Origin of the sequence: Legionella drozanskii LLAP-1 (assembly GCF_001467585.1) — a bacterium.
Classification (GTDB): domain Bacteria; phylum Pseudomonadota; class Gammaproteobacteria; order Legionellales; family Legionellaceae; genus Tatlockia; species Tatlockia drozanskii.
In genome coordinates this window covers 36,851-63,749 of record NZ_LNXY01000008.1, presented here as the reverse complement: position 1 = coordinate 63,749, position 26,899 = coordinate 36,851, and the positions used below count along the sequence as shown (strand labels likewise).

Below are 26,899 nucleotides of genomic sequence, written 5' to 3'. Positions count from 1 at the left end.
TTGACATCTGTAACTCCTCGTTATTCAGATTATATCTGTTAAACAAGGTGTACGGTTAATCGAGGGAGGATCACTTCTTTATAGTAACGATATTGATTGTCACCATAAGAGGCTGGTTTTAACAAACCAATCTCATCATAAAAACGTAAAGTGCGAGTGCTCACACTTGAAATCTCAGCTAATTGTTTAATTGTGTACATTATGGGGTGCTCCTTTTAATCACAAGATACACGATAAAGGTTGACGTTGCGGCAAAGTCAACCCTTTGTGTATTACTTTTTAGGTGCTTATAACAGTCGATTTTTAAAAACATAACGTTCACTCTAAAAATCGCAATTATTCACGAAGTTTGTAGAGGTAAAAGGGGAGGGCGAAGCAACAAAATATTTAGTATACAGTATAGATATAGATGCTGATGACAAAAAACTATTATCATCAGCATCGAGCTAAAGAAGTTCTAGCCCTTGAGATAAGTGCTGTCTTGTGGAGACTCAACACGGGCCTTAGTTTGATTTCTCAAATCTTCAGGTATCAACCTCACAAAGATCTTACCAAGCTCACCAATGCATTGATTGTCAACTCTAACGGGAACGGTCAACTCTCCATTCTCCATGCCCTTACAATCCAAAAATTTCAATAACAGACTCTTTGAAAATGTATCCTCATCTTCAGGATGTAATAATAATTCATAAAGAGGAGTATCATGTTGATAGCCCTTATTATAATTAATATCTGCACCCTGATTAAGTAGCCTCTGGATAATCATCCATGTGCTTGCCCCTATGAATTCCTCCCGTTTTTGGGAGTGATACTTAAGCGCTGCAAAAAGCATCTCACCCGCGATTCGTTGTTTATCTCCTGGAGCATATCCAGCGTCATCATTCATAGCGTCTAAAAGAACGAGTACGAGATCGTTATAGCCGTTTTCTAATGCGTAACTAAATTCTGTACTCCCCTGAAGGAAGCGAACATCTTTCAACGTATCTTCCTCAGTACCAAGTACAGGTTTATCCGAGTTAATAAAGCGCTTATCACTCAAAAATGACAAACTCATAACCTACGTGGCGGCCCGCATCTCCACTCTTTTTTTTAAAGGACCTATTGATAAAGAGCACCGGCAATTGGCAAATACCCTCATTAATATTTTAAGTGGCGGATTATCCATCTTACTTGTTTTTATAATTATAAATACCTGGGGCTATTTAATGCAGGCGCGTGATAATACTTCGAAAGAAGCAGATTACTTAGCCGCTATTATACGTAATATTGCTGTTTTTCCTCCCGAGCCACAAGCAAAAATTTATGAGGCAACGAAGAACTATACAGTGGCAGTGAGAGTTGATGAATGGCAGACAATGCAAAGAGGGCAGGTGAGTCAAAAAGCAGCGGATGCTCTCGAAGCTTTATATGCAAGTGTACAAGCTTTTCAACCTTCGACACGACAGCAATTCTATTTTTATTCACGTGTTATTGCAGATATAAATAGCGTCCTACAAGCGCGCCGTGAACGGCTCAATAAAATGGACAGCGTTATACCTGAACCATTAAAAATTTCCCTACTCATTGGTTCGATAATTTTGGCTATTATCCTGGGCGGCATAAGAGGAGAATATAATTTTCTGAATATTACACCTGCCTTGTTATTCGCTGTAAGTCTGGGTTTTAATATCGCACTGGCTCTGAGTTTTGATTACCCCTATTCGGGAAGTATCTCGGTGAGTAATAAGCTATTTTACAGTGGTGTTTTAGGACGGTTTCCTGATTAGAGCTGATTTCGAAGTAGGGGGCAGTCCCGTGTTGCTATCTTATCAAGCCTGAGTAAGTCAGGTGTTTTTTTCCTAATAAAACCTTAATATTTTTAAATTACAATAAGAAAATTTGAGAACCGAAGAAAGTAAAGTGAGAGAAAAAATTCTTAACAAGGAATCAAGAAAAAGAAAAAGTCCAGACAATATTTCCAAGCCTCCAAGTGCATCAGGGCAACCTAAAGGCCCTGATATCCATCTAAAAAAAGGGCGCTTTAATGAAGCCGGCTCTAAAGAAGAGAATGAAGCCAGCCCTGATACCGAAGAAGAAAAACCAAGCAAACCTGCTCATTTAACACTGGAACATTGGAATAATTACAATACCGCATTTCAGGATAAGGGTGTCCAGGCAGTAGCTTATAATACGCTGGGCGAAAAATTCTGCACATCGAGCTACAGTGAAAATCATTTTTCAAATTACCAATTTGCTAGACATCTTAATATTCCATGTAAACGCATCCTCCAATTTGGCTCCTCAGTAGGTAGATTTTTAACGCCCTTTGTTGAGTTGGGCTGGAAAATAACAGCCTATGATTTTAGTCCGCAAGCGCAAGAAGCATTAATTCAAAACGGGGTTAACGCAAGATTGGTTAATTTAAATAGCCGCGATAAAGAGGGGTTAACTTATTCCTCTACTCTTAAAGCGGATGTTTCTGAGCCAGTAAATATTTTACTAATTCGTATTTTGCCTTATCTGGAACCGGAGGCTCTTAATCTTTTACTACTATCCCTTATAACTGAGGCAGCGCCAGGCTCTACTTTTTTTATCGCAGACAACCCATTACCACCCTATAAGGCAATGCATACGGCATCCTTTTTTGCCCAGCGCTCTAACTTCCAAACTTTATATCAGGGAAATGAATGCTGTGATGACTTATTGGTTGTGCGTAAAATATAAAATAAGCCATCTGATGAATTGACTGCAATTCAATTTAAAAATAAAAACTTATAGAATTCCCAAGGACGGGGAGTTAATTAGATAACAATAAGTCTGATTATTTATATAATCAGACTTATTGTTTTAGCACCTTTGGCGGATTCCACTCGCTAATGCAACACCTTATTCAAATATCCTAAAAGCATTTAGATTTGGCAACATCTTTTTTTCAAAGCAAGCATAGATGACTTCATCACAAGGTTTTTTGGATAAACAATCAATTCTGTAGTTTTTTAAAATTGCTTCTTCAATAAAGCCAGCACGTTTAGCAACATTAATGCTTTGACTATTTTCTTTTTGTGCACAGATTTGTACACGGGCTGCTGAAAAATGATCGAAAGCAAATCGTGTAATAGCGATTACTGCTTCAGTGATATATCCATTACCTGAAAACTTTGTATTAATCCAATATCCTGTTTCAAACATAGGAACTTCAAAATTACTTTTATCATTAAAGCCAGATGCTGAGATGATTTCCCCAGTTGATTTTAACTCAATAATCATTGGGAGTTCTTTAGGTTGAGTCTCTTGCCACGATTTAATCCCACGTCTAATAAAATCTTCTGTAGTTTCTAAGCTAGGATCCGAAGCCCAAGGCATCCATCTACCTATTTCATTTAAAGACTGATTAATAGCAAGATTAACAGGCTTTGCATCCCCTGATTTGGGAGGTCTTATCAACAGTCGCTCAGTTTCAATTATCATAATAATGCCTATTTAAGTCTGCATAAAAAGTTTAGTTGGTTATTTGTAGCCTAATGGTTTTTAGTACGAGTATTTAATTTGTTCATAATATCAATAAGAGTTGAATCTGTCACAGACTGAAAAACTAGAGCTTTTTTCCTAACAAAAACATTTGATACCCTTATTGCTTTAAATTTAAGGGAAAATTTTCAGGTATAATTAAACATCCCCAAGGCCATTTTATTAATAAAAAACGTTTTAAAATATAGCCTATTTGGTTTTTCAGATTCAATTGAGCTTGCTAAAACATGTCATTTTGATCCCAAGTTCGAGAAGAAAATCATCAAAAAATTAGAATTTTTAAAGTCACGAAATTCTTTGGAGGTTAAACGTTTTGATTTCCGTTATTATTGCTATACTTGGGTATTATCTTAAGTAAGGCTGTGATAACTTGCCTCGAATCATTTGAATAGTATAAATACAGCTTCATTACAAAACTATTGAATCAACCAAAGCAACAAATCTATTGGAAGTACCGAATTATGACTACCAGAACGTCAGATTTTCATGAGCAGCGAATTCTCAAAATTTCTATAGTGGTAACATTTCTTCTTGCTGTGGCAGGCATTTTTTTTGGATTGGTATCTGGTTCCTTAGCCATTATATTCGATGGTATGTTTAATATGGTTGATACTGCTATGTCCATATTATCACTCCTGGTAGCACGTTTGTTGACTAGCAAAGGTAGCCGTCGATTCCAATACGGTTATTGGCATGTAGAGCCCATGGTGCTTGTCTTTAATGGAAGTACGCTCATCTTGATTTGCGCCTATGCACTCATTAATGCCATTGGTAGCTTGCTATCCGGAGGGCGCGAATTGAACTTCGACTGGGCCTTTGGCTTTGCCTTATTAATGTCTATAGTATCAATAATAATGTATATCTATATCCGACAGGCAAATCTTAAACTTAATTCCGAATTTTTAAGGCTTGATAGACAAAGCTGGTTGATATCGGCCTCTATTTCTTCCGCACTTTTGGTTGCATTTGGTATTGCTAATCTTACTGAGGGAACTTCTTATCATCATCTTACCCCCTATTTCGACCCTATTCTTTTAGCTGTGCTTACTTCTTGCTTAATTTTTGTTCCTATGGCCGCAGTACGTGACGCTGTGCGGGATGTGTTTCTTGTCGCTCCTTTTGACCTCGATTTGAAAATAAGAATATTTTTAGATGAGTTGACAAAACGACAAGGTTTCAAAACCTATGCTAGCTATATAGCAAAGATAGGTCGGGCGCAGTTTATTGAAATACATTTTGTTGTGCCACCAAAACACCCTATTTCAAGCATCGAAAGCCTTGATGCTATTCGTCGCGAAATAAGGGATGCTATGGGTGGTGATAGTCCACAACTTTGGCTAACTATTGCGTTCACCGCAGACGAAAGCTTGATTTAGGTAAAGCTATTCTAAATCATATAGATCCGGGGAAATAACTTCACGAACAGCCTCTTCGGTTATAAGTGTCATAAACTTCGATCATCAGCCAATCTTTGGAAAAACAAACCTATTGCTCGGCTTTAATCCGGTGCAATATTTTGGCGCGTATACTTTGTCGTGAGACAAGTTTTGTTTTACCAATTTCATCAAGCTCATTAACATTTTTTTGTGAAATCCCTCCATTGGACCACGCGAAGCCAAATAGGAAAAATAAACATTTAAGCAAGGAGCATACACCATCATACTGGTATACCCTGCTGTTAAGCCTGGAGTAAAATAGATTAAGCCTTCTGGCGTGTTCATTCTAAACAATCCAAAACTATAGGCAGTTTCTGTGATCGTATGACTATTTTTTCCGTTATCTGTGCGTACGAATTGTGCAAATTTTGTTATTGGAAATCCAATAGAATCATTCCGGGTAAAGAGCTGGAGCAGCCATTTCGTTACGTCTTCTGAGTTTGAGATAATTCCCCCTGCTCCCTGTAACCATGAGGTGTTAATTTGTGTTTGATCATCAATTCCATAATATCCATGAGTCATTTCATTCATGATTGGTTTTGGAGGATTTGCATTCAAAAAATAACTATTTGTGAGCCTAGTTTTATTAAAGAGATTTTTCATTAATGTATTGATGGAGTAACCTGCTGTTTTACTGACAATCATACCTAATAGGACATAGTTAGTATTTGAATAGGCCCAACCAGATCCTGGTTTAAAATTTTCTGGCATAGAATAAGCGATATTAACAAGTGATTCTGCAGACCACTCTTTATGTGGATTATTAACTAGCTTTTTCCACCATCCCTTTGTTTGGTCATAATCTGCTATTCCACTTGTTTGATTAATTAACTGCTCAATTGTTACATTTGCCCATTTTTTATATTGTGGAAAAAATTTTCCAATCGTATCTGATTTTTTAATTTGATTTTGCATGATTGCTTCTGCAATCAATTCAGCAGTAAAGGTTTTGGTAATGCTTGCTACCTGAAATAGATTATTGTCTGTAATCCTTTTTTTATTCCCCATTTCTGTTGTTCCTATATTAATAACAACAGGTCTATTCTCATTGGGAAGTTTTATGGCAAAGGAAATAGCATTGATATTAAATTCATTCTTGGTTAACAAAATAGATTGACGCAATTGCTTTGTAAGAATTGTTTTGTGACAAACCTCTGCAGATATTGCTGTTTTTAAAAAAAATAGGTGGATGAGGAATATCATTACTCTATATAAATTAGGATTCTTCGCCCAATTAATCATGTTGCCTCGCTAGCTATTTCACGTAAATAGAGATACAGAGTAGGTTTTGAAATGCCCATCCACTTGACAAATTTCTTGAACAGTAGGTTCCCTGACCTTGTATAACTTAATAATCAACTGACATTTATTGATATCTAATTGCTTGGGTCCGTCCGCCAAGACGACCACATGGATTTACTTGATCTGCTTATAACAGGAATTTCTGGGAATTCAAAAAAAAATGAACCAATGTTGTCCGAAATGGCTTCGTTCGTATACGCCGTTATTGAGATTCAGGGGTCTATGCCCGGTCCCGAAGGATTGCCTGTATCAGGTGGAGAGTCAGGGGTATCATTGCCAGGTCCAGAAGGATTGCCTGTATCAGGGGAGTCAGGAGTTTCAGGCCCTGAAGGATCATCTGTAACAGGTGATTCAGGGTCTATACCCGGGCCCGAAGGATTGCCCGTATCTGGAGGATCAGGATTTTCAATACCTGGCCCTGAAGGATCGCCAGTGGCAGGGGATTCAGGGCCCCTGCCCGGTTTTGGAGGAATACTTTTATCAGATGGTGAGTCGGTGTTTTCAATGCTTAGGGATAACTGGTAAGGTTCTTCTAGATTCAGAAGTCTTCCAGTACCAATAGTTTTCGAACTATACGTAGCCTGCATTTTAATTACCCTAATGGAACTCTACCTAATAAAACCAAAATGAGATATATCACCAAGATAAGTCCAATAATACTGGCTGGTCGATATCCCCACTCTCTACTATATCCCCAAGTTGGTAATCCACCTATGAGAAAAAGAATTAATAAAATTAATATGATAGTGCCAAGCATCATGTCTTCCTTGATAAAGAGGGTTCTCTTTTAAGTATAGCTCGCAATATAATCTTATGAGAAAAATTCTTAATTATTCTCGATAACCTGTATTTTATTTAGGCCTTTATTCTTTTCAATTTCTTAAGCTTAGAGGTAATTAGCTTTATATTCTTTCCAAGTAACCATTTCCCCTCTTTCTTCGTCGTAAAGCTTTAGAGAAATCAGTTCCGACATATGTTTTAACCCAAATCGTGGTGCAGAATGAAAACAGTTATTCTCTTCATGGCATTTCGGCAACCTATAGAAGGGAATTCGGGGTACTAATGTATGTATGTGGTGATAACCAATATTGGCTGTTAGCCATTTGAGAGGCTGAGGTAAATCATAAAAAGTACTTCCTTTTAAGGCTGAATCTTGTAAATTCCATTCTTTACTCGAAACAAAATATCTATTTTTAAAATTATGTTGAACATAAAATAAATAAATTCCCAAAGCTCCGCTAAGCCATTGCGGTAAAAGTATTGCTATCAAAAAAAATTTTATCCCTCCCAATGCAATTAGAGAGCCATATAGAATAACAATGCCTATATTAGTTACAATCACACTTCGTCGCTCTTTTTTACCAAGTCCTTTTCGTTGACGAAAAAAACGTTGATCAATCATAAAGACGTAAATGCTCCCGAGAAAAAACATCACCAGACTATTTCGATATAAACGATATAACAATTGATTCCATTTAGTTTGTGTCTTGTATTCTCTCACGCTAAGAACCTCGATATCTCCTGCCCATGGGCGTCTATCCAAATTTCCACCACTTACATGGTGGATAAGATGTGCCTTTTGCCAATAATAATAAGGCGTGAAAAGGACAATGCCGGTAAATATACCTACCCAATCATTATGTCTTTTCTTTTTAAAAAGATTTCCATGACCTAACTCATGTTGAAGAATAAAGAGACGAACAAAAAGAAAACTAAGTGGAACTATTAAGATGAATAAAAGCCAATAATTATTTGATATAGCCCAATACAAAGTAAATAATCCAAAAATAAGTAACAAAGCGTTAACTGTTATTTCAGCAACACCACGCCAATTATTAATTGAAGTATAATTGTAAATATCAAATGGAAGCTGTTTCAAATCCCTCTCTCCAAATATGAGGCTATTAACTTTATATTTCAAAAGCTCTAGTTCTTTAGAGTAAGCTAAACGCATACTCAAAGTGAAGTGGATTTTGAAGAAGAACTTAGGGATGCAAGCGCATGACTCGAACCAGGAATCATCCGAGGATGGAGTTTTGTCTTAATCGCTTTGCCAACCATTAATTTTTATATCAAGATGGCTTAATAATGAAATAACTTCTGGGAATGAAAAGCTTGCTTTGGTAATCCTATTTAATTGGGTATCAATACAATAATTCATCGCATCGGTGAAATCAGCATGTTTTAAGTTTGTGTGCATGAACAAACTGTTTTGTAAGTCACTACCTGTAAAGCTCGCATGATTTAAATTGGCCTCTCTAAAATCAACCTCTGTTGCTTTACAATTCTCAATAATTAAATCAGCAAGATCTAGACCGAAAAAAGTCGAATGGCTTAGATTACTGGCGTAAAAATAAAGCGGGCTCGCAAGCTTTACTAAGGGCCAGCTCAATTCTGTCCAATTTATTCCCGAGAGTTTAGAGTTTTTAAAAGAAACTTCCGAAAATTTACAGCCTGGAAATTTTGAGAGCGATATATCACAAGATTCAAAATCACAATCAGTAAATTTTACTTTATTAAAAATAACCTCTCTGAATTTACAGTGTTTAAATTGACAGTTTTGAAATTCAATAAACTCGATTTTTGTATCTTCAAGCACAAGCTTAGTAAAGGTTTGATTAGTATAGGTACTGAGATCAAAAATTGGCATAACTCCTCTAGATGGATGCAGTTGATATTTCTATATACTATATCGTATTGATTCTTTTCTACCGAGAGATGTTGCATGCGTCAACTCAAGAAAAAACAGATTATCATCAAAGAAAAGCATAAACCGAGATCTGAAGATCAGATTCGTCGTGCCACTCAAGTCAAAACCAAGCCTATTAGACCGATCAAACAGGGACGCAAACTTAATTGTACACCCCCCTGCCTGCGAAAAAAACCACAAAATAAGAAACCGCGAAACAAAGGTTTTTATGGCTTAGGTCTCAGTCTTGTCAATGTATTAACGCCAAAGCAATGGATGGCATTGTTCTTTTTAATGAGCATCAGTGGCGCCTATGCCATTAAAGTCAACGAGCAACTCTCGCAATCAACGACAGTAAAAGATGATAATAAAAAACCAATTAAAGGTTCTCTAAATGACAAAGAAGATTGTGAAGAAAGCTCATTAGCAACCTTCAATAAACCAGATATTCGTTTAGGTGCGCGAGAGGGAAAATTAATTCCCGCGTCTTGTTTAGAGGGTAATAATGCTACTTGTTTAATCGATCAAAAAACGATGTCCTCCTTTGAGATTGATGTTCCAAAAATGAATGCTGTTTATGCGCAAATTTTAAAGAAAAATACAAAATGGCAAGCATCGATTACACTAACCTTGAAAAAAATATCAGCCACAATTATTTCTGAAGAAATAAAAGATATTTTTCATTCCTGGATTAGAGAAGTTACTATCTTTAAGAGCGCCTATCATTCTATTCAATCAGCCTATGCAGCCGGCGGTGGAACCTGTGATAATCATAAAGATCTAGCTCTCATCAAAATTTTTAGTCAGGCTATAAAATTCGGCCTCGAAGTGAAAGTTCAAGTCGTCATTGTTTTTACTGATGAAACGCAGACATCCTTCAAAACAAATATTGGAAAAAATCATCCACTTAATGGCCATACTTATTTATTAATTGATAGTGAAATTGAAGATGTCATGATTAAAAATGATAGAGCCGCTGTAGCTAAATATCTTGACGCTATAAAATCCGGGAGGATCCATGATACTTGGAATAAGAATTGTCGAGAAATAAATAGCGAGACAAGTGGTTTTTATCACGATGCAGCTTATTGGGATACTCTTTATATACAATCAGTTACCTTGGATTTTGAAGGCTTAAAAAAATTACCCATTGCTGCTCAACGATTACTTTGTCAAGAACTAGCTAGTGCGGGATTGCCTGTGGAATTAAATCAAACCTGCGGCTTGTTCACTCGAAAAGGTCAAAAACACAGCGAACAGAGGCAAAATCTGCAAACACAGCAATCCTTCGTTTTATAAAAGAAACCCCGCTCTATCTGTTTTTGGTAACTATACTAGACTAATAATTAGCGCCTTCAAGTGACGCAGGGAGAGAGGAATGAGTAACGTAAAAACCATCGTTATTACCGGGGCATCGCAAGGTATTGGAGCAGATACTGTCGAGCTTTTTCTCAACCAAGGATATCAAGTAGTTGCGAATTCGCGACATATTTCCGAGTCAGGACATTTTAAACCCTCTGATCGTCTGAAACTGATTGATGGGGACATTGGGCAACCAGAAACAGCAAAGCGAATCATTGATTTAGCGATTAGTGAGTTCGGAAACATTGATGCCCTCGTTAACAATGCGGGTATTTTCTTTACTAAGCCTTTCATAGAATATACAGCGGATGATTTTAAACGCCTTCTTTCTACAAATGTGGCAGGTTTTATTTATGTAACACAATTAGCGATTAAGCAAATGCTAAAACAAGGAGGCGGAGGCAGCATCGTTACCGTTACCGCTTCTTTAGTAGATAATCCAATAGCTGGGATGAATGCCTCTCTTCCAATGATTACAAAGGGTGGTTTGGATTCAGTGACCCGCTCCCTTGCCATGGAGTACGCAAAAGATAGTATTCGCTTTAATACAGTAGCTCCTGGCACCGTAGATACGCCGTTACACAAAAATACTCCCAACGATTTTTTACGTACACTTTCGCCAATGGGAATCTTATCAGAAGCGAGTGAGATAGCTGAGGCAATCTTCTTTTTAACCGAATCCAAAACTATTACTGGAGAAACTCTACATGTGGATGGCGGTGCTCATTTAGGAAAGTGGTGAAGTGGTATCATCAATGTATTGGCAGCCATGATGAATGAAAACGATTGTCATCAATCAGCATGACCACAGGGACAACAGCAAACCGTCAAAAGTTAACTTCAAAGTGCTGCGTGTAGCAAAATATATCCAGCAGCTTAACCCTCCACGAGCGCTGGAAGTAAGACCTTAGCCCAACGTTGAATCTGTGAAACAACAAGTTTCTTCAGTTAACGAATTGGTGGGCCAAGGCTAACTACTTAATTGTACACACGTCCCATGTTATCTAACTCTTCAGCATTGCCTGCTTGGAGTTCAGTATATTCTTCAATTAAAAAATCTATACCACTCTCAATTTCTTTTATCTGCTTGTCGAACAAATTGCGACCATCTACGTATAAACTATACGCTGCAATCATTAGTACCAGTGCAGATACAATTGCCATGGTTAATGCTAGCAAAGCCATGCCCACAGGACCTGTTGTCATGGCTGCACCAAAAATAATAATGCCAACAGCACTTACAGTCGTTAGCAAACCGTTAGTGAACATAAACAAACCGGAAATTATTTTTCTACCCTCTTCACTATTGAGGTCCTCTTTTAGGTGAGCAAGGCGGTTCTTTATTTCATTATGATCTGTTTTTTTATTATCAATGGTATTAAATATTGCTTGTTGAATACATTTTTCCAGTGGCTCTATAGTTGCAGAACTTGAAAGTCCTTTTAATTGATGAAGGCTAGCGGCCATCTTTGCAACATGACCTTTTAATTTCAATAGAGCATTATATTTATGGCTGCTACCTTCTAGTATTGCAGCGTCGACTAACATCCTTTCAATTAATTTTTCATAGTCCGTTGAAGAAAAGCGAGGAGTTTGAAGTCTTGTGAAAAAGAACATATTAATTAACCTGAGGAGTGGAAAGAATGCATGCTAATCAAATTTTCATCATTCGTCAACTGAATAAAGAACATGTATTGCATCTTATTTTTTAAAAAATTTTGTATAAAAAAGGTAATCTTCTCTTAAGTTATGCTAGGTATAATTGAAGCTAGGACTGTTGTTTTAGGATTGTAAAATGGCCTTTCATATTTTACCAAGAATTACATTAAATAGTGATTTGGATAGCATAAATAATTACATTCAAGAAGAGCATGCTTCCTGGGTAAAAAAACATGCACCCTCTTTCATTAATCACGAACAAATAAAAGGCATCCAATATGGCATTCTAAATTATCCGAAATTATGGTCTGGAACCCGTTTTTTTGAAACAAATATCGATGTAAATATTGATGAAGAATCTAAAAATAAAAACAATGCTTTTGAAGAAATTAACAAATTAATTAAAGATGCTAAAAAGAGTCATTCTAACCAAAAAAAAGAAATAGAAGAATTTGAGAAACAATATAAAAGATTCTTTAATACCTTAAAAGAGCGTTGTTTATTAAAAGCTATCACTAAAACGCTAGAAAGTATTGACGGGCCAGATCTTGATAAAGTTAAAGAAAATTTTCGCAAAACCTTAAACTATTCCTCACTGCTAAACATGCAAACCCGTTTCGATTGTTTGCAAGCTCACCGTGACGTAACCTTGCTTTGCTATGCCCTAAGAGATCAAGCAAATCCTAATGCGCAGAAACAAATTAAGCAACTCGAGGTTCTATCTAAACGCCTCATTGATATCCATTATGTAAACGCGAAAAAAATGAATCTGCTCGATGCTATTGCAAAAGATGTAACTACAGTTACTTCGTTTATAGGATTAGCAACGGGTGTAACCGCAGCGATATTGGCTCTTCTGTCTTTTGCTTTCCCTCCTTTGGCCCTTCCAGCAGTAATTTTAGGATTCATTAGCTTTGTTTCCTATACTTCAACCATTATTTCTACAATAAAAATGGCTCATGAAGCTGCTGAATATGGCAGAGGACCTAATCCAAGTGATGTAAAATGGTTAGTGACTGATATTTTATTGGCTCCTTTAAACCTGGTTGGTGGTTTAATTTTTGCAAAATTCGCTGACCTCTTCCATTCAGAACACGTACAAGCAATTATTAATACAGTTGGATTTGTTTGGAACAACGTCTTAAGTAATTTTGTCCCTGACGCAATCGAAGCCAAAGAAGTGACTATCGACCTATTAGAAGTTGGTTCGTCTTACACTCCAAAAGGTCAGTTAAAACAGACAAAAAGCGCTACATCATGGAAAAAAATGGGAAGTGCCTTAGCACTGCATGACCAAGAAGCTTCTGATAAAATTATCGCCGCTAAAAAATCCATCAGTACTATCCATGGAGTCGATGGCATTACTGCAAAAAACGGACGCGATTTTGCTTATGTAAGACTTACTAATGACAAAGCACCCACTGATTTACCAATAACAAAAAGTTATCATGGTCATATTCTTTTATGGGACCTTGGTTTTATAGGTTTAGGAACTTCAATTTTGGCTCAGAATATCAAAGATGCAGTTGCAGCTTATAAAGAATTAAAACCCGATTGCACAGTGGTTGATAGACTATCTAAACTGCTGATAATTCAATCTCGTTGTACTGCTTATTTAAACGAGTTTAAGCTTGTTGAAACATCAAAAGGTCGTTATAACTTTGTCCAAGAGTTATCTGAACATGTTAAAAAGGAAATAGATAATTTAAATAAATTCGGTCATGATAATGATCAAGAAGCAATTGTTTTGGTTGGATTTAAATCTCGATAGATGATAAAAAAAATATAGACAATAATTTTGTTTATATCTGATCGTAATCAGCTAGAATACTCTCTGTCTGACCTTAAATTATTGTATTTAAATCCATCTCGAATGAACCTGCAACTTCCATTAAATTATCATTCATATTAATTTATAGTGGCGAATTAAATTGAAAACAGTAGCAAATCCATATTTACCAAATTGTTTTAATCGAAGACCACCTTGACCACGAGCTAATTTACCACTCTTCCATCCGCCTAAAAAAGCAGGAACAAGCGGAACTGCCACTAAATAAGGGTTGCGGCCAATTAATCGAGCGAAATAATGTCTATGCTTTATTTCATTTTTTTTAGCAGACTTAACTTTCGTCTCTAATATGGCTATTGAATTCAACAGCTCTTTCCGTTGACTCACTTTCATCTCCCTCCTCTGAGGTTCTTAGGCAATTTCTTGTACGTGCAAAACTCATTTCCTGTAGCCGCTGTTTCATATCACGAATGAGATAAAGTGCTAGTGCCAAATTTAACACTAATATTGAAATAATAGCAGTTAAGGGTTGTTTGCTGAGAAGAATGATGACATAGCCAATTAAAATCATGAATGTCAGCCAAACAGTAATGGCCAGCGCAAGAAGGACAATAAGGCCAACAAGAAAAGGTAAAAGATTTAATCCGGCAAGTTTAGCTTCTAGTTTAAACAGAGCATAAATTCCTTTTGAATACTCGGTTTTATTAGAAAAAAAACCTTTTGCATGCTCGAAAAATTTCATTATTTCTTCAGCAGAGAAGATAAAATAAAGCCAACACCGCCGGCGATTAATAAAGAGGTTAAAGGATTCTCTTTCACATGTCTAATCAGATTGTCAGTAGACTCTTTGAAATAATCCTGCGCATCACAAACAGCCTGCTTCCCTTCTTCATACAATTCGTTGGCTTTGTCTTTCGCTTGTTTGTACATGGCATCAGCTTGATCGATACCCTCATCTACGGATTGTTTTATTTTATCCTCTTCAGAATTTAATTTTGGTGTATTTGATTTGCTCACGATTGACTCCTTGAAAATGAAATAAGCTGAATCTTTTAATATAGTCTAAAAAAATATTTTTTTGCATAAAAATTCAAGAGGAATGACCTAAAATATTTATTTATTTATTTATCTTAGCAAGTACAACGCATACTCGCCAGTCCTGGTCTCCCTCTTTTGTAGATTTTAGAGGGTTAACATCCCCCACCCTCCGCGAAAACGGGGCCGGAGCCCCGTAGTTTGAAACCATGGGTGAGTCTATCGCTTATCTTAGTTCTTATGAAACTGATCACGCTCGGTACTTCCTCTTAAAGCCGTAGTTGAAGATTCACCTTGCATAATAGTGTTTTGCACAGCATCAAAATAACCTGTGCCAACGAAAGCTTGGTGTTTAGTCGCCCTAAAACCTTGAGCTTCTTGGGACATTTCCTTCTGCTGCATGCGAGAATAAGCAAGCATCCCCTCTTCTCGATAAGATTTAGCAATTTCAAACATGCCAAGGTTAAGGCTATGCCAGCCTGCGAGAGTGATAAATTGGTATTTATAACCCATCTCGAACAGCTGTTCTCTAAATGTTTTTAAATCATGCTCTTTAAGATTTGCTTGCCAGTTGAAAGAAGGCGAGCAGTTGTAACAAAGTATCTTTTTAGGGAATTTTTGATGAATAGCATCAGCAAATTGCCGTGCTTGTTGAATATTTGGCTTTGAAGTTTCGCACCAAATCATATCAGCATAAGGAGCATAGGCTAAGCCGCGACTTATTGCTTGCTCAATACCGCTTTTTACATAATAAAAACCCTCAGCTGAGCGTTCACCTGTCAAAAAGACACGATCATTTTCATCAAAATCGCTGGTAATTAACGTGGCGGAGTCCGCATCGGTTCTGCCAATAATAAGTGTAGATACACCACAAACATCCGCTGCTAATCGAGCAGCTATTAACTTGTTCACCGCTTCTATTGTGGGAATCAAAACCTTTCCGCCCATATGTCCACATTTTTTTGCTGAAGAAAGTTGATCTTCAAAGTGAACTGCTGAAGCTCCTGCTCTAATCATGTGTTTCATGAGTTCGAAAGCGTTTAAATTGCCACCAAAACCTGCTTCAGCATCGGCAACAATAGGTGCATACCATTTTGTAGTACGGTCCCCTTCCAAACCATGAATTTCGTCGGTGCGTTGTAGAGCATTATTAATCGCTTCAACTAATTTAGGAACAGAATCAACGGGATATAAGCTTTGGTCAGGGTACATCTGTCCCGCCGAGTTGTGATCGCCTGCCACTTGCCATCCTGAGCAATAAATTGCTTTAAGTCCCGCTTGCACCGCTTGTATAGCTTGGTTGCCTGTTAGACAACCTAAAGCAGTAACTGGTTCATTTTCTTGTAACATTGACCATAGTTTTTCAGCACCATGTTTCGCGATGCTATATTCGATTTTTAGCGAAGGTCTTAATCTAATGACTTCTTCGGCCCTGTAAGGACGCTGAACTCCTTCCCAGCGAAGATTTGATTTCCAATCCTTATTTAGTTGATTCGCTTGTTCTTGCTGGTTCATAGTATTGTTTCCTTTGTTTATTAACTAATATGGAGTAGGCTGGCAGAGTTAAAAATTCATCAAAATCCTCTTTAGTAATCATACCAATGAATAACTGATACGCATTTTCCAATTCAGTCTCTTCTGATATTTTAGCAAATTGCAATTTAATTTTTGCTAATTCTTCTGCTGCCATATGGCTAAATAAACTTTTATCGAATTTTCTACCATCCTCAAGCACAGCGGCAAACTTTAGCCACTGCCATAATTGTGATCGGCAAATTTCAGCAGTCGCAGCATCTTCCATTAAATGATTTATCGGAACGCATCCATTCCCCATAAGCCATGAATGTAAATATAGGATTCCTACGCTAATATTATTTCTTATGCCCTTTTCAGTTATTTTTCCATCTGGAACTCGTAAGAGATCCTCTTGGGTAATCTCATAATGTGGTAAGGCTCTGTTAATTTGGTTTGCATTAGGCATCAATTCATTGAAAGCCTCAAGTGCTATAGGTATTAATCCCGGATGAGCAACCCAAGTACCATCTTGACCGGCATTTGCTTCCCGTTTTTTATCCGCCACCACCTTTTCCATGGCTTCTCGATTTGCTTTTTCATCGCCTTTGATAGGAATTTGTGCAGCCATGCCGCCCATCGCATGCACGCCTCTGCGATGACAGGTTGCTGTCAAAAGCCGAACATAGGACTGAAGAAAATGCCTTGTCATAGTTACTTCTTGACGATCGGGTAAAACAAATTCAGCATGATTTCTGAATTTTTTAATAAAACTGAAAATATAATCCCAACGACCGCAATTTAACCCCGCTGAATGGTCTTTTAATTCAAACAGGATTTCATCCATTTCAAATGCGGCAGTAATTGTTTCAATTAATACTGTTGCGCGAATTGTTCCTTGGGGAATACCAAGTAGTGCCTGAGCTTGTTTAAAGATCTCGTTCCATAGTCTAGCTTCTAAATGGGATTCCATTTTTGGAAGATAAAAATAGGGACCGCTGCCCTGCTTCATTAATTTTTTGGCATTGTGGAAAAAATACAAGCTGAAATCAAAAATTGATGCCGATACGGGCTGACCATTTAGGAGTACATGATCCTCAGAAAGATGCCAACCCCTTGGTCTTACCATGAGCGTAGCTATTTCATTATTAAGCTTATATTCCTTATTATTTTCAGGATTTCGATAAGAAATGGTCTTATCCACTGCATCGCAAAGATTAATTTGTCCTTGAATACAATTATCCCAAGTAGGCGAATTTGAGTCTTCAAAATCGGCCATAAATACTTTTGCGCCACTGTTTAAAGCATTAATAATCATTTTTCGATCAACAGGTCCGGTAATTTCAACGCGGCGATCTAATAAGTCATGTGGAATTTTGGCAACTTGCCAATCTGCCTTGCGGACCGGCTCTGTTTCTTTGAGAAAATTAGGATAGATACCTTGATCAAATTGCTTTTGGTTTTCTTGTCTTAGTTTAAGAAGTTCAATGCGCTTCGAGCCAAATTCAAGCTCAAGTGTTGCAAAAAAATCCAAAGCTTCTGGAGTCAAAATTTTGGCATAGTCTGCGTTTATTTTTGGTTTTATTGACAGTTCTTCCCTGCTCATTTGCTTAGCCTTTTATTTATCTAATCGTTATTATTATTAAATTAAAAAGTGATTATTAGCAATGAATTAAGGAGGCAAAAAACATGCCATGAGCCTAGCTGTTATTCGAAGGAATGTTGGTGGGCCTTGGCCTGAGGTATCGTCACTTTTTTTTGAACAAAACCAGGTGTTGCTCCAATCCGTAGCTCGCTCCGTTCGGGCTAAGTCCTTCGAGAGCCTCAGGATGCTCGGGTGCGCGTAGCGCTGTCTCGAAGTCTTGGTGAAAAGCCCCCTTCGAGTGCCTCAGGACAGGCCTTCGAGACATCGCTGGCGCTCCTCATCAGGCTGAACGTTCAGTAAAACACTGGATTTGGCTCCAAATCTTATTCAAAAAAAAGTGACGATACCTCAGGGCCTTGGCTCAAGCTATAATTCAATCACCCATCGCTATATCGAATGGATAATTTAATGATCTTTAGTGAATTCTAAGTTCAATCGATTGTCTAAAGAACAATATAAATTCGCTTCTTCTTGAATTTTAAAGAGGACTGCAGTGGTCTCTTTATATCGTTGACGTATTATTTGCCCCGCTTCTATCCAAGAATTCATATCTCTTTCTCTCTGCCTTTTCCAAGTACGGTTATATATGTCTTGCATTACTGTATTTTTATAAAAATATTTAACAATTTGATCAATAATGTTAATTTGACAATATTGTTCTTCAGGTATGGGAACAATACCCAAGGAAATAGCCTCAGTTAAACATTGATCACCGGCAACGCCGCATAAATCTGATAGACGCATGAGATCAAGTGTCAAAGCTTGAGGAAATCTATCTCTGAGAAAAACATTAAATTTTCTTCCGCCACGGTTTGATTTGTCGAGCAAGATAATATGATTAGAATTTTCAGAGTTTTTATTATAAAAAAACAAGTTGCTATAACCCATTTTTTTTAAAACGGCTTTAAAACTATTGTCATTTAACATTTCTAAAATAAATTGAGCTTTTTTATGCGGGGCACTTATAAAATAATTCGCATGCTCTTTAGCATTGCTTGCTGCAAATATGACAGCAGCTCTTTTATAACTTATTGGAAGATTATAATAGGCGAATGCAAAACCATTTTTTCCTATGAATTGATCTGGATCACCACCTTCCTTGCCCACAACTTGTCTCTGCAATAATGAATCACTCATCCTAAAAAGAATCTTGGCTTTTTTCACGTTCTTAACAATGGGTTCCAGACGTGAAAATTGCTGTAAATCAGACTCAATGAGTATTCCTGGATAATTTTTACCAATATTGCCACTTAAAGAAATAACGGGGGGGTTGTAAGGAGAATTTTCGTAAGTTCCGTATTCCCCAATAAATATTTTAGTATGAGGTGTTGATGATTTGTTGCGATTAAGTGAGTTGTCAAAAATGGCTGTTTCAATTTCCAACTTTGCTTCTTCAAAGAAGTATCTTGGTAGCTTCCACGACTCTTTTCTGTCATAAAATTCTAAATTAGGATACTGCTTAGTGTTTAAAAAATCGGGGGCAATTTCTTTTATTTTGGTGAAAGAGGTTTTATCTCCTATAATGTTTAAAGATGCTTGAGGATACTTTCTAAGTAAAAACTTGGCAATTTTAATACCCAAGCTAACATCCCCATAACCATTTTGATCTATCAGGTGTAGGATAATAGGCCCAGAAAAATCTGTTTGTATATCTAGCACTTCGTCGAATTTAATCATTCAGTGAAAAGTTTTGCTTTTAACTAATTGTAGACTGTTTTTATATAGTGCAGCTTGTGTTATTATTTGCTTCTTAATTTTATTGGAAGGATAAGATGCGTACATTTTTCTCTTCATTTTCAGCAAATAATAAGGAAGCATTTACTACACAAAGAGAAATCTTGGAAAAATATGGTCTAGCAGTTAATGATCAAGGAGAGGTTGTAGGGATGTGTCGGCCAATGACTAATACTTATCTCAGTCTTATTTTACAAGGAGAAAAACCTAAAAAATATCTAGAGGATGGTAAGAAATTCTTAGCAAACTCAATCGAAAGAGAAAATCGAGAATTGGAAGCAGCGAAATTAGGAGAAACTGATATTGATCATTCTGCTTTTAAAGAAAATAATGTTCCCCATGTCGACCTTATACTTCCTAAAAACCATTTAACCGAAGCAACCGTCACTGCTTTGCTAGAGAAAAATAAGCATCTTTTAATTACCTATCCGCAGGATAAAGCAGATCACGAGATTTATCTGGGAAGAAAAAATGAAGCAGGCCGTTGCCGTTTTTTTGATGCTAATATCAGAGGCGGTGAAAGAAAGGGGCGATGTGACGAATTAATTCACCAAGTAGTGGAAGCAATGAAATCTCAGTATACAAAGGAAGACAAGCCTTTTGGTGTTGGTATGGGGTGAAAAGGAGTGGTTATCCTGCACTATCTTTCAGGCTTATTTTTCAAACAATTACTTCAATGAACACTTCTAATTATGCTGTTATTTACATCAACAAAGCATAAATTTAAATAACATGCTCTTTTTTAAGTTACTTAATATTATATTAATCTTTGTTGGTTATTATATTCTCATATACAAGCACCAATGAGGTAGATAACATGCCAGAGAACAATCAGTCTTCAAATAAACAAGAACAAAAATCTATCCCAGGACTTTGGGAGGCCACTTATAACGTCATAACAGCGGCATTTAAGTCAGAAGTTGATCAGGGCTATAAATACCAATTCCCACAACGGAAAATTTTGCATGAAAAATCCCCACCTCATGTTCAAGCGGTTAATCAACATCTTGATAAAGAAGGAATTGATTTAGACCAAGAACATGTTGGCCATTTTGAACGAGGAACAAAGATCGATGAATACGAAGGTCAAGGATACTTCTCAAAGTTAACAAAATGGGGCAAAACAATAAAAAACGAAAAGAAAATAGCTAACTCCTTTGCCAAAGAAGCCGAAGAAGAAGCCAAGAAAGGTAGTGAAGCCGATCAAAAGAAACTTACTTATGCAAAAGCAGGCTATCTAGCGCATACTTTATTTGGCGCTGCAAAAGCTGCTGCGAATCCATATGTTGCGCAGGAGGACGTATTAGACGTAGGAAGTATAATTGATTATCACCTTGATTATCGGCAAAGTATAAAGTAATACTCTGCGAAATTTATATTAGAGTCTGTTAATATTTCACCTGCCCCCTACGTGCCGCGGCTTGTCCGCGACATCCAGTAGATCTAAATCATTAGCAAATTTCTAACTGTTCGCATAATTATTTTTGAACTAAAGCATACCTAAAGAGAACTTGCATCTGATTTATAAACCTACATACCCGTTATAATATTAAGTTGGTGCAAATTTTAGTCAATTCGCTTTTGCCCCATCTGTAATTTAACCCAAAATTGAAAGGTTCGGATATACAAGAGAGCGACAGGATCGCCGGCTAACATGTTAAACTGCTGGTCAAAAACTCATCGTCTCGTAATGAAAGAATCCCGCGGTCGTCGTTTTCATCTTGGCGATAAACTAGCAATGAGGTGTCTGTGGATAAAGCACTATTAAAATCTTCAGATTGTTTTAAACAATCATAAAATGCTACCAGATCATCAAGGTTGCTATCCCTATATAGCCTATAGCAAGGGAGTAAATGTGTAACTATCAAGGTGATTCCTGCGACTGCCAGCGCTATTCCTAGAACTAGTATTCCAACGGGGTTGATTGTTACTGCTAAGCCAGCAGTTAAGGCGCAGATTCCTATGATTATTGAACTAATGCTAGCTGCCATTATACCTGTAACAATCATTGAGGGAGTGAATGCCTCGTCTAAAATTTTTGTCTGTAAAAATTGACGATCTAATAAAAGTCTTGCGACACACAAATGAAAATTTCTATAATTACCTAAAGACGGATCTTTTATAAAATTTGTTGCATGATATAAGACCTGCGCATAAAAATCTTCATCCCGTCTGGAAATTGTCGCGGGAATACTTTTTAATTTGCAAATATTTTCTAGGAATTTCGCACCTTTTTGGGAGATTTCTATTGTTCTAGCTTTAGTTTCAGGTTGAAAAAAACGTGAGATTGACTTAGTTGCAACATACTTATTGATTTCAGCTTCAAAAAGAGCTTTTTCATCTTCAAATTTCAACATATTTCTCATAAAACATAACTTTGGAAAAATATTATAATAATTTAACCAAAAAATCAAAAAAGTATCCAACAAGGTGGGGTGCTGCTTGCTAATTTTATTATCTTTCGCCAAGGGACAAAAAACGTTTAGTACTTAATTCCCGTGAGTTTTCTAACACATTTTACGAGCATAGCCTTGTATAAGGCTGATTAGTATATTTAATCAGACTTATTGATTTACCAGTTACTTCCCTGCCCTAAAATGAAATTTTCAGTCAATAACTTTAATGAATAGTAGAGAATATTCTATAGAGTGTGCTCCTTGTTTAATCAAACTATCAATGTTTTAATGTCTGAACAGTCTTATTTTAACTCAATTTACTCATTATTAATGAGCGTTACATAGGCTTTCTATCCATTATTGATTCTTGATAAGGAGCAGGTTTTGCACCAGCTATATGGAAAGAACTAAAAAAACGAGAAAAATTAGCTGCGGAAGGCATAGCGGGAGTACATTCACGATCAAGGACAGATTGGATGGCCATGGAATCAAAGAGCTCAGTACATTTGGGCCCTATTTCTACCTCTTTATCAAGAAGAATAGGTTTCAATAAACGCATTGTTGCTACATGATCAATAGCAAATAATTGTTCGATTGTATCAGCTCTATCATGAAGGACGAGAAATAATAATTCCGTTCCATTGGGCTCCTTTTTTCGTTCTTTAAGTACTTTTAAAAATAGAGCCATTGTCTTTTGATACTCAATCCAATAAATACTGGAGGGCTTGGGAGCAGGAGAATTGATTATACTACTAAAAGCTATATCAGGGTCGGCATTATTCGCTAATAAAAATTGCAGCAGCTTGACTTGGTGATGCCCTACTGCTCTATATAGAACAGTACTTCCTTCGATTCCTAAAGCCTGATCAATAGCAATCAGTTGATTTGTTAAGGCGTATTCTATAATTGCAGTTTGCCCTGCACTAGCAGCTTGAAGCATGGCTTTTTCAAAGTTCTCAGTAAACGGTTTTTTTGCTTCTTCTAGGTCGTTCTCGAGAAGAGATACATCGCTAACTGAAGAAGAAACATGAGATAATAAAATGCGTGCTTGTTTTTGTTTCAACTCATGGCGTAATTGAGCATAAACCTTCCTGAAACAGGGCAAATGACCATGATGAGCTGCTATAATCAATGGATCAGTTAAGCTCCTCGCTGATTTAATAATCCGTGCCGAATTTTCATTAGTTGGGGCCGCTTGTCTATGGCGTTCTAAAAAATCACCAAAACCTTTCAACATAGACATTTGTCCTTCTAAAACAATGCTTTTGTAAAGGTAGGATAAATCCCAGGCGGTCTGTAGCGCTCGATTTTGTGAATAATTTAAAAGTTCAAGTAATAAATCCAAATGGCCAGCTTTAACAGCAAAATAAGTAATCGTATCCCTTGGAGCAATTTCAATTAATCCGTGCGAATCGTCAGGTGTTCCCATATTAAGCAACGAGGGGCATTGCATTAAACTCATATGCACCACGTCTCTTTTGTTACAGATTACCGCCCAACGAAGAAGATATAAATCGTGTTCTAATTCAGCAGCTAGGTCTATTGTTGGTGTGTCTTCTTTAAGCTCTTGCAGACCAAGGAGATAAAAATAATCTAAAACAGTTAGCCGGGTAAATCGTGCTGCGATTTTAATCAATAAAAAACTGTTTGCGCTTAAATCCTCAACTGTGAGATTCGCTGCATGAATTTGATCGATTGAACCAGCAATAATTAAAAAAATGCGTTTTCGAGTTTGAGAATCAAAAGATCCATATTCTTCTGCACAGAAGATTGCAAACGTTTCTTTCCAATCAAAGTCTGGATGAGTAGGAATGGAAGTACCTTCAAGGAAAACAGTAAGGAATAATTTTTTCCAAAGCAAATTATCCTTTGCTAACCCTCGAAACCGAGTACTAACCAATTCAACATTCACGAGCGATTTTGGATATAGAAAAGACAGGACAGCGAGCCAAATTTCATCAGATAACATCAGGCTCATATTGCTTTCATCAACTTGATCTTGAACGAGGTCTAAAGGATGATTTTGATTTTCGTTTTGGGTCTTGCCTCTCAATGGTATCTCCACTCTCCAGAAAGCTAACTAATTTATCTTCATGGATAAATACAATACAGAGAATATTTGGATCTTGAAGATTCCAATTTGGAATAGTTTTAATTTTCTATGTTTACTGATCGTCAGCTAACTTTGGAAAAAAAGGTCTTACTGGGCCTCAATCTTGGAGAAGTTTTATCGCAAAGGAAATTGCGTTGATTAAATTCATTTTTGGTTTAAAAATAGATTGACGCAAATGCTTTATAAGAATTGCTTTAGGGTATTGCTCAGCAGAGGTTGCTGATTTTATAAAAATCAGGTGAGTGAAAAATATATCGGATTCTTCTAAAAACGTATCTTTGTTTGATTATCATCCTGGTCATTGTTTGTTGTGAAATCATCAGTCGAAATATCAGAACCAACCTGATGCGTCTCATCCGAAGAGTCGATTTTTACATAACTATAGTTACAATCAACACCTTGATGTTCTATATGGTAATCTAAATTTTCTCTTAACTCTCTGTTTAGTACTTTAACAAGCTTTAAACGATTTTCCATGGTTTTTATATTAGGAAATTTTAATACAGCATAAGGTTTACTATCCGCTATATATTTTAGATTTTCATAAGTCTCCCCTTTTTCGAGAGCGTAAATCAAATCTTTTAAATTGTATTCATAGAGAAATTTATCGTCTACATTGCTGTAATCAACGAATTTCACTTGATTAGGAACGATTTGACAAATTGCTGATAGCAAACCTTTCATTTGCTCAATAGTAGGCCTGTAATGACCACTATTATTATCAATAACTTTTAGCATTCCCTCCTCAAAAAACATAAATCCTGCTCCTTGAATTTTTTTACCATTCGCTAAAAAGGAATGATGCATATTTTTTTGGTAAGGAAGAGCGATTATTTCGGAATCTTTATCAACCACATAGATATATTTTCCATTTAGTAGATTCCCCTTTTTATCACAAAACCTTCCAACCCTATCTGACGTTATTATACAATCGAGTTGTTCCGCTCTATTTAAATATTTAGAACTAAAGCTTTTTGAGTTATTTGCATTAAAAAAATTAGAAGCTTTTACATTTGATTTTAATAAATCGTTCCAAAAATTTCTAATTATTCGCTCAGCTTTTTTCTCAATAGAATAGACTTCATTAAGTTTTATTAACTCTAGATTTCTATGTCTTTGTAACAATTGTTGTAAAATATTCACAGGTAGACCTACAGCAACATTTATGTTGATTATCATTCTATAATTTAATTATTAAATGAACATTAAGAGCACAATTAAATGCAGTTGAATTAAATTAATGCAAAATACAGAATATGCAGCTAGGGGAGAGTTAGTTAATTGAGTTCAAATTAAGATCAAGATGTCATCTTATTGGTAATTGCTTGCGACGTCGCCATAATCGTATCAACTTTCATCCCAATTTTTTTAGAATCTAGTTGATCTTTTATTTCTTGCCATAGTGTGTCGGAGCGGATGCTCTCTAAAAAATCATGACCATACCAAGTGAGACGAATTAAATGAAAACTATGGGGTGAGCCGCCAGGAGTTTTATGTATTTTTCCTTGGAGCAATCCAGCTTCTTCTAATATTTCTAAGTGATAGGAGACTTCGTTGTGTTGATCGACAGGAAAATCATCTAAAGTCAAAAGAGCATTTGGCGCCAATTTTTCGACTTGCAAAAGAATCGTTCTGATTATATTCCAGTTTCGTTTCATAAGGACTTACTCATAAGAAACCTATCTTTAGTATAAAACAAAAATTGTAAGTAATTTATTGATTTTATTATTTGCTAAACCCAAATTACCAGAATAAATTTAAGTCTAGCAACACTTATTCTATATTAAACGAGGACTACTTCCCTGCTCTTCAGAAATATTTTCGTCCTCAGAATCTGAATCATTTCTTTTAGAAACTTCTTTCTCTGAGCCACTTTCAAAATCATCGGATATTTCTTCATAAACACGTTCAAAAGGTTCATCATCAAGCTTTAAACGAGTTTGAACTTTTTCATTTAAATCCTTTACGTACGTTTTTACAAAATGAAGACGCTCTTCTATTACAGTCGTCATAGGAGATTGTGTAACACGATAAGGAATTTTCTCGGCGATACTTATTAATTCATTACTAGCCGCATCACTTTCTACGGCTTTAACAAACTCATTGAGGCTATATTGATGAAGAACTTTTTCCTTTTGATGACTATAGTCTTTGAAACGAACATCATAGGGAAGCTGTTTGCATACATTTGTTAATAAATTTATCATTTGTTCGGTAGTGGGCTTATAATGACCGCTATTATTATCAATCTCCTTCAAAATTCCTTTTTCAAATAAAAGAAATCCTGCCCCTTTTATTTTTTTACCATTTGCTACGTAAGAATGATGCAAAGTTCGCATGTTTGGCAGAGCAACTATTTCATCATTTTTATTGACGATATAAATATATAGACCGTTGGCAGTTTTTCCATTGGTTCTAATAAATTTTCCATCATGATCAATTGTCAATCTGCTGTCTAGCTGTTCTGATTTGGACAAATATCTCGATCTAAATTGACCGAAATCGTGTTCTTTAAACGATTTTCTTTCCAGGCCTGACTTTGATAAATTAGTCCAAAATTTAGAAATAATCCGCTCAGTTTTTTTCTCTTTTTTATACGGTATATCAAGTTCAATTAAACCTTCCTTTCTTGCTTTATCTTTTTCTAATATTTTTTTCATTTCTGCATCAGCTTTCATATATACACCTTTGTTATTAAACTACTACTCAGTGGTATATTG

Annotated in this window: 28 protein-coding genes; 8 read left to right on the top strand and 20 right to left on the bottom strand. The window is 36.4% G+C overall.

Annotated elements, in window-relative coordinates; genetic code table 11:
* Positions 1–38 precede the first annotated feature (38 nt).
* Both Ldro_RS15990 and Ldro_RS03790 read right to left on the bottom strand, forming a co-directional pair.
* Positions 39–200, bottom strand: coding sequence for a MerR family DNA-binding transcriptional regulator (locus Ldro_RS15990; protein WP_420795403.1), 162 nt, complete (start codon positions 198–200; stop codon positions 39–41).
* 257 nt (positions 201–457) lie between these two features.
* Complete coding sequence (locus Ldro_RS03790) at positions 458–1,039, bottom strand: hypothetical protein (protein ID WP_131764418.1); 582 nt, start codon at positions 1,037–1,039, stop codon at positions 458–460.
* A gap of 22 nt (positions 1,040–1,061) precedes the next feature.
* On the opposite strand from Ldro_RS03790, the gene Ldro_RS03785 reads away from it, so the two are divergent.
* The gene (locus tag Ldro_RS03785; RefSeq protein WP_058495098.1) at positions 1,062–1,766 is read left to right on the top strand and encodes a bestrophin-like domain; all 705 of its coding nucleotides are present in this window, start codon (positions 1,062–1,064) and stop codon (positions 1,764–1,766) included.
* Positions 1,767–1,899: 133 nt separating this feature from the next.
* Positions 1,900–2,703 carry a hypothetical protein gene (locus Ldro_RS03780; RefSeq protein ID WP_058495097.1) on the top strand — a complete coding sequence of 268 codons (804 nt, stop codon included), beginning with the start codon at positions 1,900–1,902 and terminating at the stop codon, positions 2,701–2,703.
* A gap of 162 nt (positions 2,704–2,865) precedes the next feature.
* Here Ldro_RS03780 and Ldro_RS03775 read toward each other — a convergent pair whose 3' ends face one another.
* Positions 2,866–3,447 (bottom strand): GNAT family N-acetyltransferase, encoded by a 582-nt coding sequence (locus Ldro_RS03775; RefSeq protein WP_058495096.1) that lies wholly within the window; start codon positions 3,445–3,447, stop codon positions 2,866–2,868.
* 521 nt (positions 3,448–3,968) lie between these two features.
* Here Ldro_RS03775 and Ldro_RS03770 point away from each other — a divergent pair.
* A complete protein-coding gene (locus tag Ldro_RS03770) occupies positions 3,969–4,883 on the top strand; it encodes a cation diffusion facilitator family transporter (RefSeq protein WP_058495095.1) in 915 nt (304 codons plus the stop codon).
* A gap of 84 nt (positions 4,884–4,967) precedes the next feature.
* On the opposite strand, the gene Ldro_RS03765 is transcribed toward Ldro_RS03770, so the two are convergent.
* The 5 genes from Ldro_RS03765 to Ldro_RS03750 all read right to left on the bottom strand — a co-directional run bounded on the left by Ldro_RS03765 (position 4,968) and on the right by Ldro_RS03750 (position 8,895).
* The gene (locus Ldro_RS03765; RefSeq protein WP_058495094.1) at positions 4,968–6,185 is read right to left on the bottom strand and encodes a serine hydrolase domain-containing protein; all 1,218 of its coding nucleotides are present in this window, start codon (positions 6,183–6,185) and stop codon (positions 4,968–4,970) included.
* A gap of 272 nt (positions 6,186–6,457) precedes the next feature.
* The gene (locus Ldro_RS03760) at positions 6,458–6,832 is read right to left on the bottom strand and encodes a hypothetical protein (RefSeq protein ID WP_058495093.1); all 375 of its coding nucleotides are present in this window, start codon (positions 6,830–6,832) and stop codon (positions 6,458–6,460) included.
* 5 nt (positions 6,833–6,837) lie between these two features.
* Positions 6,838–7,005 carry a DUF3309 family protein gene (locus Ldro_RS15895; RefSeq protein WP_202972523.1) on the bottom strand — a complete coding sequence of 56 codons (168 nt, stop codon included), beginning with the start codon at positions 7,003–7,005 and terminating at the stop codon, positions 6,838–6,840.
* A gap of 126 nt (positions 7,006–7,131) precedes the next feature.
* The gene (locus tag Ldro_RS03755; RefSeq protein ID WP_162263965.1) at positions 7,132–8,124 is read right to left on the bottom strand and encodes a fatty acid desaturase family protein; all 993 of its coding nucleotides are present in this window, start codon (positions 8,122–8,124) and stop codon (positions 7,132–7,134) included.
* Between the two features lie 162 nt (positions 8,125–8,286).
* Entirely contained in the window at positions 8,287–8,895 is a 609-nt protein-coding gene (locus Ldro_RS03750) for a pentapeptide repeat-containing protein (protein ID WP_058495091.1), read from the bottom strand.
* Between the two features lie 75 nt (positions 8,896–8,970).
* On the opposite strand from Ldro_RS03750, the gene Ldro_RS03745 reads away from it, so the two are divergent.
* Positions 8,971–10,233, top strand: a complete 1,263-nt coding sequence (locus Ldro_RS03745) for a hypothetical protein (RefSeq protein ID WP_058495090.1) — start codon at positions 8,971–8,973, stop codon at positions 10,231–10,233.
* A gap of 79 nt (positions 10,234–10,312) precedes the next feature.
* A complete protein-coding gene (locus tag Ldro_RS03740; protein WP_058495089.1) occupies positions 10,313–11,038 on the top strand; it encodes an SDR family NAD(P)-dependent oxidoreductase in 726 nt (241 codons plus the stop codon).
* A gap of 236 nt (positions 11,039–11,274) precedes the next feature.
* On the opposite strand, the gene Ldro_RS03735 is transcribed toward Ldro_RS03740, so the two are convergent.
* Complete coding sequence (locus tag Ldro_RS03735; RefSeq protein WP_058495088.1) at positions 11,275–11,913, bottom strand: hypothetical protein; 639 nt, start codon at positions 11,911–11,913, stop codon at positions 11,275–11,277.
* A 178-nt stretch (positions 11,914–12,091) separates the two neighbouring features.
* Between Ldro_RS03735 and Ldro_RS03730 the strand changes: the two genes are divergently transcribed.
* Positions 12,092–13,726 carry a hypothetical protein gene (locus Ldro_RS03730; protein WP_058495087.1) on the top strand — a complete coding sequence of 545 codons (1,635 nt, stop codon included), beginning with the start codon at positions 12,092–12,094 and terminating at the stop codon, positions 13,724–13,726.
* Positions 13,727–13,858: 132 nt separating this feature from the next.
* Here the strand turns inward: Ldro_RS03730 and Ldro_RS03725 are convergent, their stop codons facing one another.
* The 6 genes from Ldro_RS03725 to Ldro_RS03700 form a co-directional block, all read right to left on the bottom strand.
* Positions 13,859–14,131 (bottom strand): hypothetical protein, encoded by a 273-nt coding sequence (locus tag Ldro_RS03725; RefSeq protein WP_131764420.1) that lies wholly within the window; start codon positions 14,129–14,131, stop codon positions 13,859–13,861.
* Positions 14,076–14,486, bottom strand: coding sequence for a hypothetical protein (locus Ldro_RS03720; protein WP_058495085.1), 411 nt, complete (start codon positions 14,484–14,486; stop codon positions 14,076–14,078). Before Ldro_RS03720 ends, Ldro_RS03725 begins: the two co-directional genes overlap by 56 nt.
* Entirely contained in the window at positions 14,486–14,761 is a 276-nt protein-coding gene (locus tag Ldro_RS03715) for an ElaB/YgaM/YqjD family protein (protein WP_058495084.1), read from the bottom strand. The genes Ldro_RS03720 and Ldro_RS03715 overlap by 1 nt, the downstream gene beginning before the upstream one ends.
* Before the next feature lie 249 nt (positions 14,762–15,010).
* Positions 15,011–16,294, bottom strand: a complete 1,284-nt coding sequence (gene aceA, locus Ldro_RS03710) for an isocitrate lyase (RefSeq protein ID WP_058495083.1) — start codon at positions 16,292–16,294, stop codon at positions 15,011–15,013.
* Entirely contained in the window at positions 16,260–17,897 is a 1,638-nt protein-coding gene (aceB, locus tag Ldro_RS03705; RefSeq protein ID WP_058495082.1) for a malate synthase A, read from the bottom strand. The genes aceA and aceB overlap by 35 nt, the downstream gene beginning before the upstream one ends.
* Positions 17,898–18,341: 444 nt before the next feature.
* Positions 18,342–19,613 carry a hypothetical protein gene (locus tag Ldro_RS03700; RefSeq protein ID WP_058495081.1) on the bottom strand — a complete coding sequence of 424 codons (1,272 nt, stop codon included), beginning with the start codon at positions 19,611–19,613 and terminating at the stop codon, positions 18,342–18,344.
* Positions 19,614–19,708: 95 nt separating this feature from the next.
* Between Ldro_RS03700 and Ldro_RS03695 the strand changes: the two genes are divergently transcribed.
* Together Ldro_RS03695 and Ldro_RS03690 are read left to right on the top strand one after the other, a co-directional pair.
* Positions 19,709–20,290 carry a hypothetical protein gene (locus Ldro_RS03695; RefSeq protein WP_058495080.1) on the top strand — a complete coding sequence of 194 codons (582 nt, stop codon included), beginning with the start codon at positions 19,709–19,711 and terminating at the stop codon, positions 20,288–20,290.
* Positions 20,291–20,487: 197 nt separating this feature from the next.
* On the top strand, positions 20,488–21,030 hold the full coding sequence (locus tag Ldro_RS03690; protein ID WP_058495079.1) for a hypothetical protein: 543 nt from the start codon (positions 20,488–20,490) through the stop codon (positions 21,028–21,030).
* 289 nt (positions 21,031–21,319) lie between these two features.
* Here Ldro_RS03690 and Ldro_RS03685 read toward each other — a convergent pair whose 3' ends face one another.
* The 5 genes from Ldro_RS03685 to Ldro_RS03665 form a co-directional block, all read right to left on the bottom strand.
* Positions 21,320–22,027: a hypothetical protein gene (locus tag Ldro_RS03685; protein ID WP_131764421.1), complete on the bottom strand. Its 708-nt coding sequence runs from the start codon at positions 22,025–22,027 to the stop codon at positions 21,320–21,322.
* A gap of 376 nt (positions 22,028–22,403) precedes the next feature.
* Positions 22,404–24,119, bottom strand: coding sequence for an F-box-like domain-containing protein (locus Ldro_RS03680; protein ID WP_058495077.1), 1,716 nt, complete (start codon positions 24,117–24,119; stop codon positions 22,404–22,406).
* A gap of 324 nt (positions 24,120–24,443) precedes the next feature.
* On the bottom strand, positions 24,444–25,322 hold the full coding sequence (locus Ldro_RS03675) for a hypothetical protein (RefSeq protein WP_131764422.1): 879 nt from the start codon (positions 25,320–25,322) through the stop codon (positions 24,444–24,446).
* Between the two features lie 155 nt (positions 25,323–25,477).
* Positions 25,478–25,837, bottom strand: a complete 360-nt coding sequence (locus Ldro_RS03670; protein WP_058495075.1) for a DUF2513 domain-containing protein — start codon at positions 25,835–25,837, stop codon at positions 25,478–25,480.
* 120 nt (positions 25,838–25,957) lie between these two features.
* Positions 25,958–26,857 (bottom strand): hypothetical protein, encoded by a 900-nt coding sequence (locus Ldro_RS03665; RefSeq protein ID WP_058495074.1) that lies wholly within the window; start codon positions 26,855–26,857, stop codon positions 25,958–25,960.
* Between the last annotated feature and the right edge of the window lie 42 nt (positions 26,858–26,899).

What these genes read in the sequence shown, in the direction of transcription:
- Ldro_RS03670 (WP_058495075.1), bottom strand. Translation starts at nt 25,837, where the DNA reads ATGAAACGAAACTGGAATATAATCAGAACGATTCTTTTGCAAGTCGAA.
- Ldro_RS03770 (WP_058495095.1), top strand. Translation starts at nt 3,969, where the DNA reads ATGACTACCAGAACGTCAGATTTTCATGAGCAGCGAATTCTCAAAATT.
- Ldro_RS03665 (WP_058495074.1), bottom strand. Translation starts at nt 26,857, where the DNA reads ATGAAAGCTGATGCAGAAATGAAAAAAATATTAGAAAAAGATAAAGCA.
- Ldro_RS03760 (WP_058495093.1), bottom strand. Translation starts at nt 6,832, where the DNA reads ATGCAGGCTACGTATAGTTCGAAAACTATTGGTACTGGAAGACTTCTG.
- Ldro_RS03750 (WP_058495091.1), bottom strand. Translation starts at nt 8,895, where the DNA reads ATGCCAATTTTTGATCTCAGTACCTATACTAATCAAACCTTTACTAAG.
- Ldro_RS15895 (WP_202972523.1), bottom strand. Translation starts at nt 7,005, where the DNA reads ATGATGCTTGGCACTATCATATTAATTTTATTAATTCTTTTTCTCATA.
- Ldro_RS03730 (WP_058495087.1), top strand. Translation starts at nt 12,092, where the DNA reads ATGGCCTTTCATATTTTACCAAGAATTACATTAAATAGTGATTTGGAT.
- Ldro_RS03745 (WP_058495090.1), top strand. Translation starts at nt 8,971, where the DNA reads ATGCGTCAACTCAAGAAAAAACAGATTATCATCAAAGAAAAGCATAAA.
- Ldro_RS03735 (WP_058495088.1), bottom strand. Translation starts at nt 11,913, where the DNA reads ATGTTCTTTTTCACAAGACTTCAAACTCCTCGCTTTTCTTCAACGGAC.
- Ldro_RS15990 (WP_420795403.1), bottom strand. Translation starts at nt 200, where the DNA reads ATGTACACAATTAAACAATTAGCTGAGATTTCAAGTGTGAGCACTCGC.
- Ldro_RS03695 (WP_058495080.1), top strand. Translation starts at nt 19,709, where the DNA reads ATGCGTACATTTTTCTCTTCATTTTCAGCAAATAATAAGGAAGCATTT.
- Ldro_RS03775 (WP_058495096.1), bottom strand. Translation starts at nt 3,447, where the DNA reads ATGATAATTGAAACTGAGCGACTGTTGATAAGACCTCCCAAATCAGGG.
- aceA (WP_058495083.1), bottom strand. Translation starts at nt 16,294, where the DNA reads ATGAACCAGCAAGAACAAGCGAATCAACTAAATAAGGATTGGAAATCA.
- Ldro_RS03740 (WP_058495089.1), top strand. Translation starts at nt 10,313, where the DNA reads ATGAGTAACGTAAAAACCATCGTTATTACCGGGGCATCGCAAGGTATT.
- Ldro_RS03690 (WP_058495079.1), top strand. Translation starts at nt 20,488, where the DNA reads ATGCCAGAGAACAATCAGTCTTCAAATAAACAAGAACAAAAATCTATC.
- aceB (WP_058495082.1), bottom strand. Translation starts at nt 17,897, where the DNA reads ATGAGCAGGGAAGAACTGTCAATAAAACCAAAAATAAACGCAGACTAT.
- Ldro_RS03685 (WP_131764421.1), bottom strand. Translation starts at nt 22,027, where the DNA reads ATGTTGAAATTTGAAGATGAAAAAGCTCTTTTTGAAGCTGAAATCAAT.
- Ldro_RS03765 (WP_058495094.1), bottom strand. Translation starts at nt 6,185, where the DNA reads ATGATTAATTGGGCGAAGAATCCTAATTTATATAGAGTAATGATATTC.
- Ldro_RS03700 (WP_058495081.1), bottom strand. Translation starts at nt 19,613, where the DNA reads ATGATTAAATTCGACGAAGTGCTAGATATACAAACAGATTTTTCTGGG.
- Ldro_RS03720 (WP_058495085.1), bottom strand. Translation starts at nt 14,486, where the DNA reads ATGAAATTTTTCGAGCATGCAAAAGGTTTTTTTTCTAATAAAACCGAG.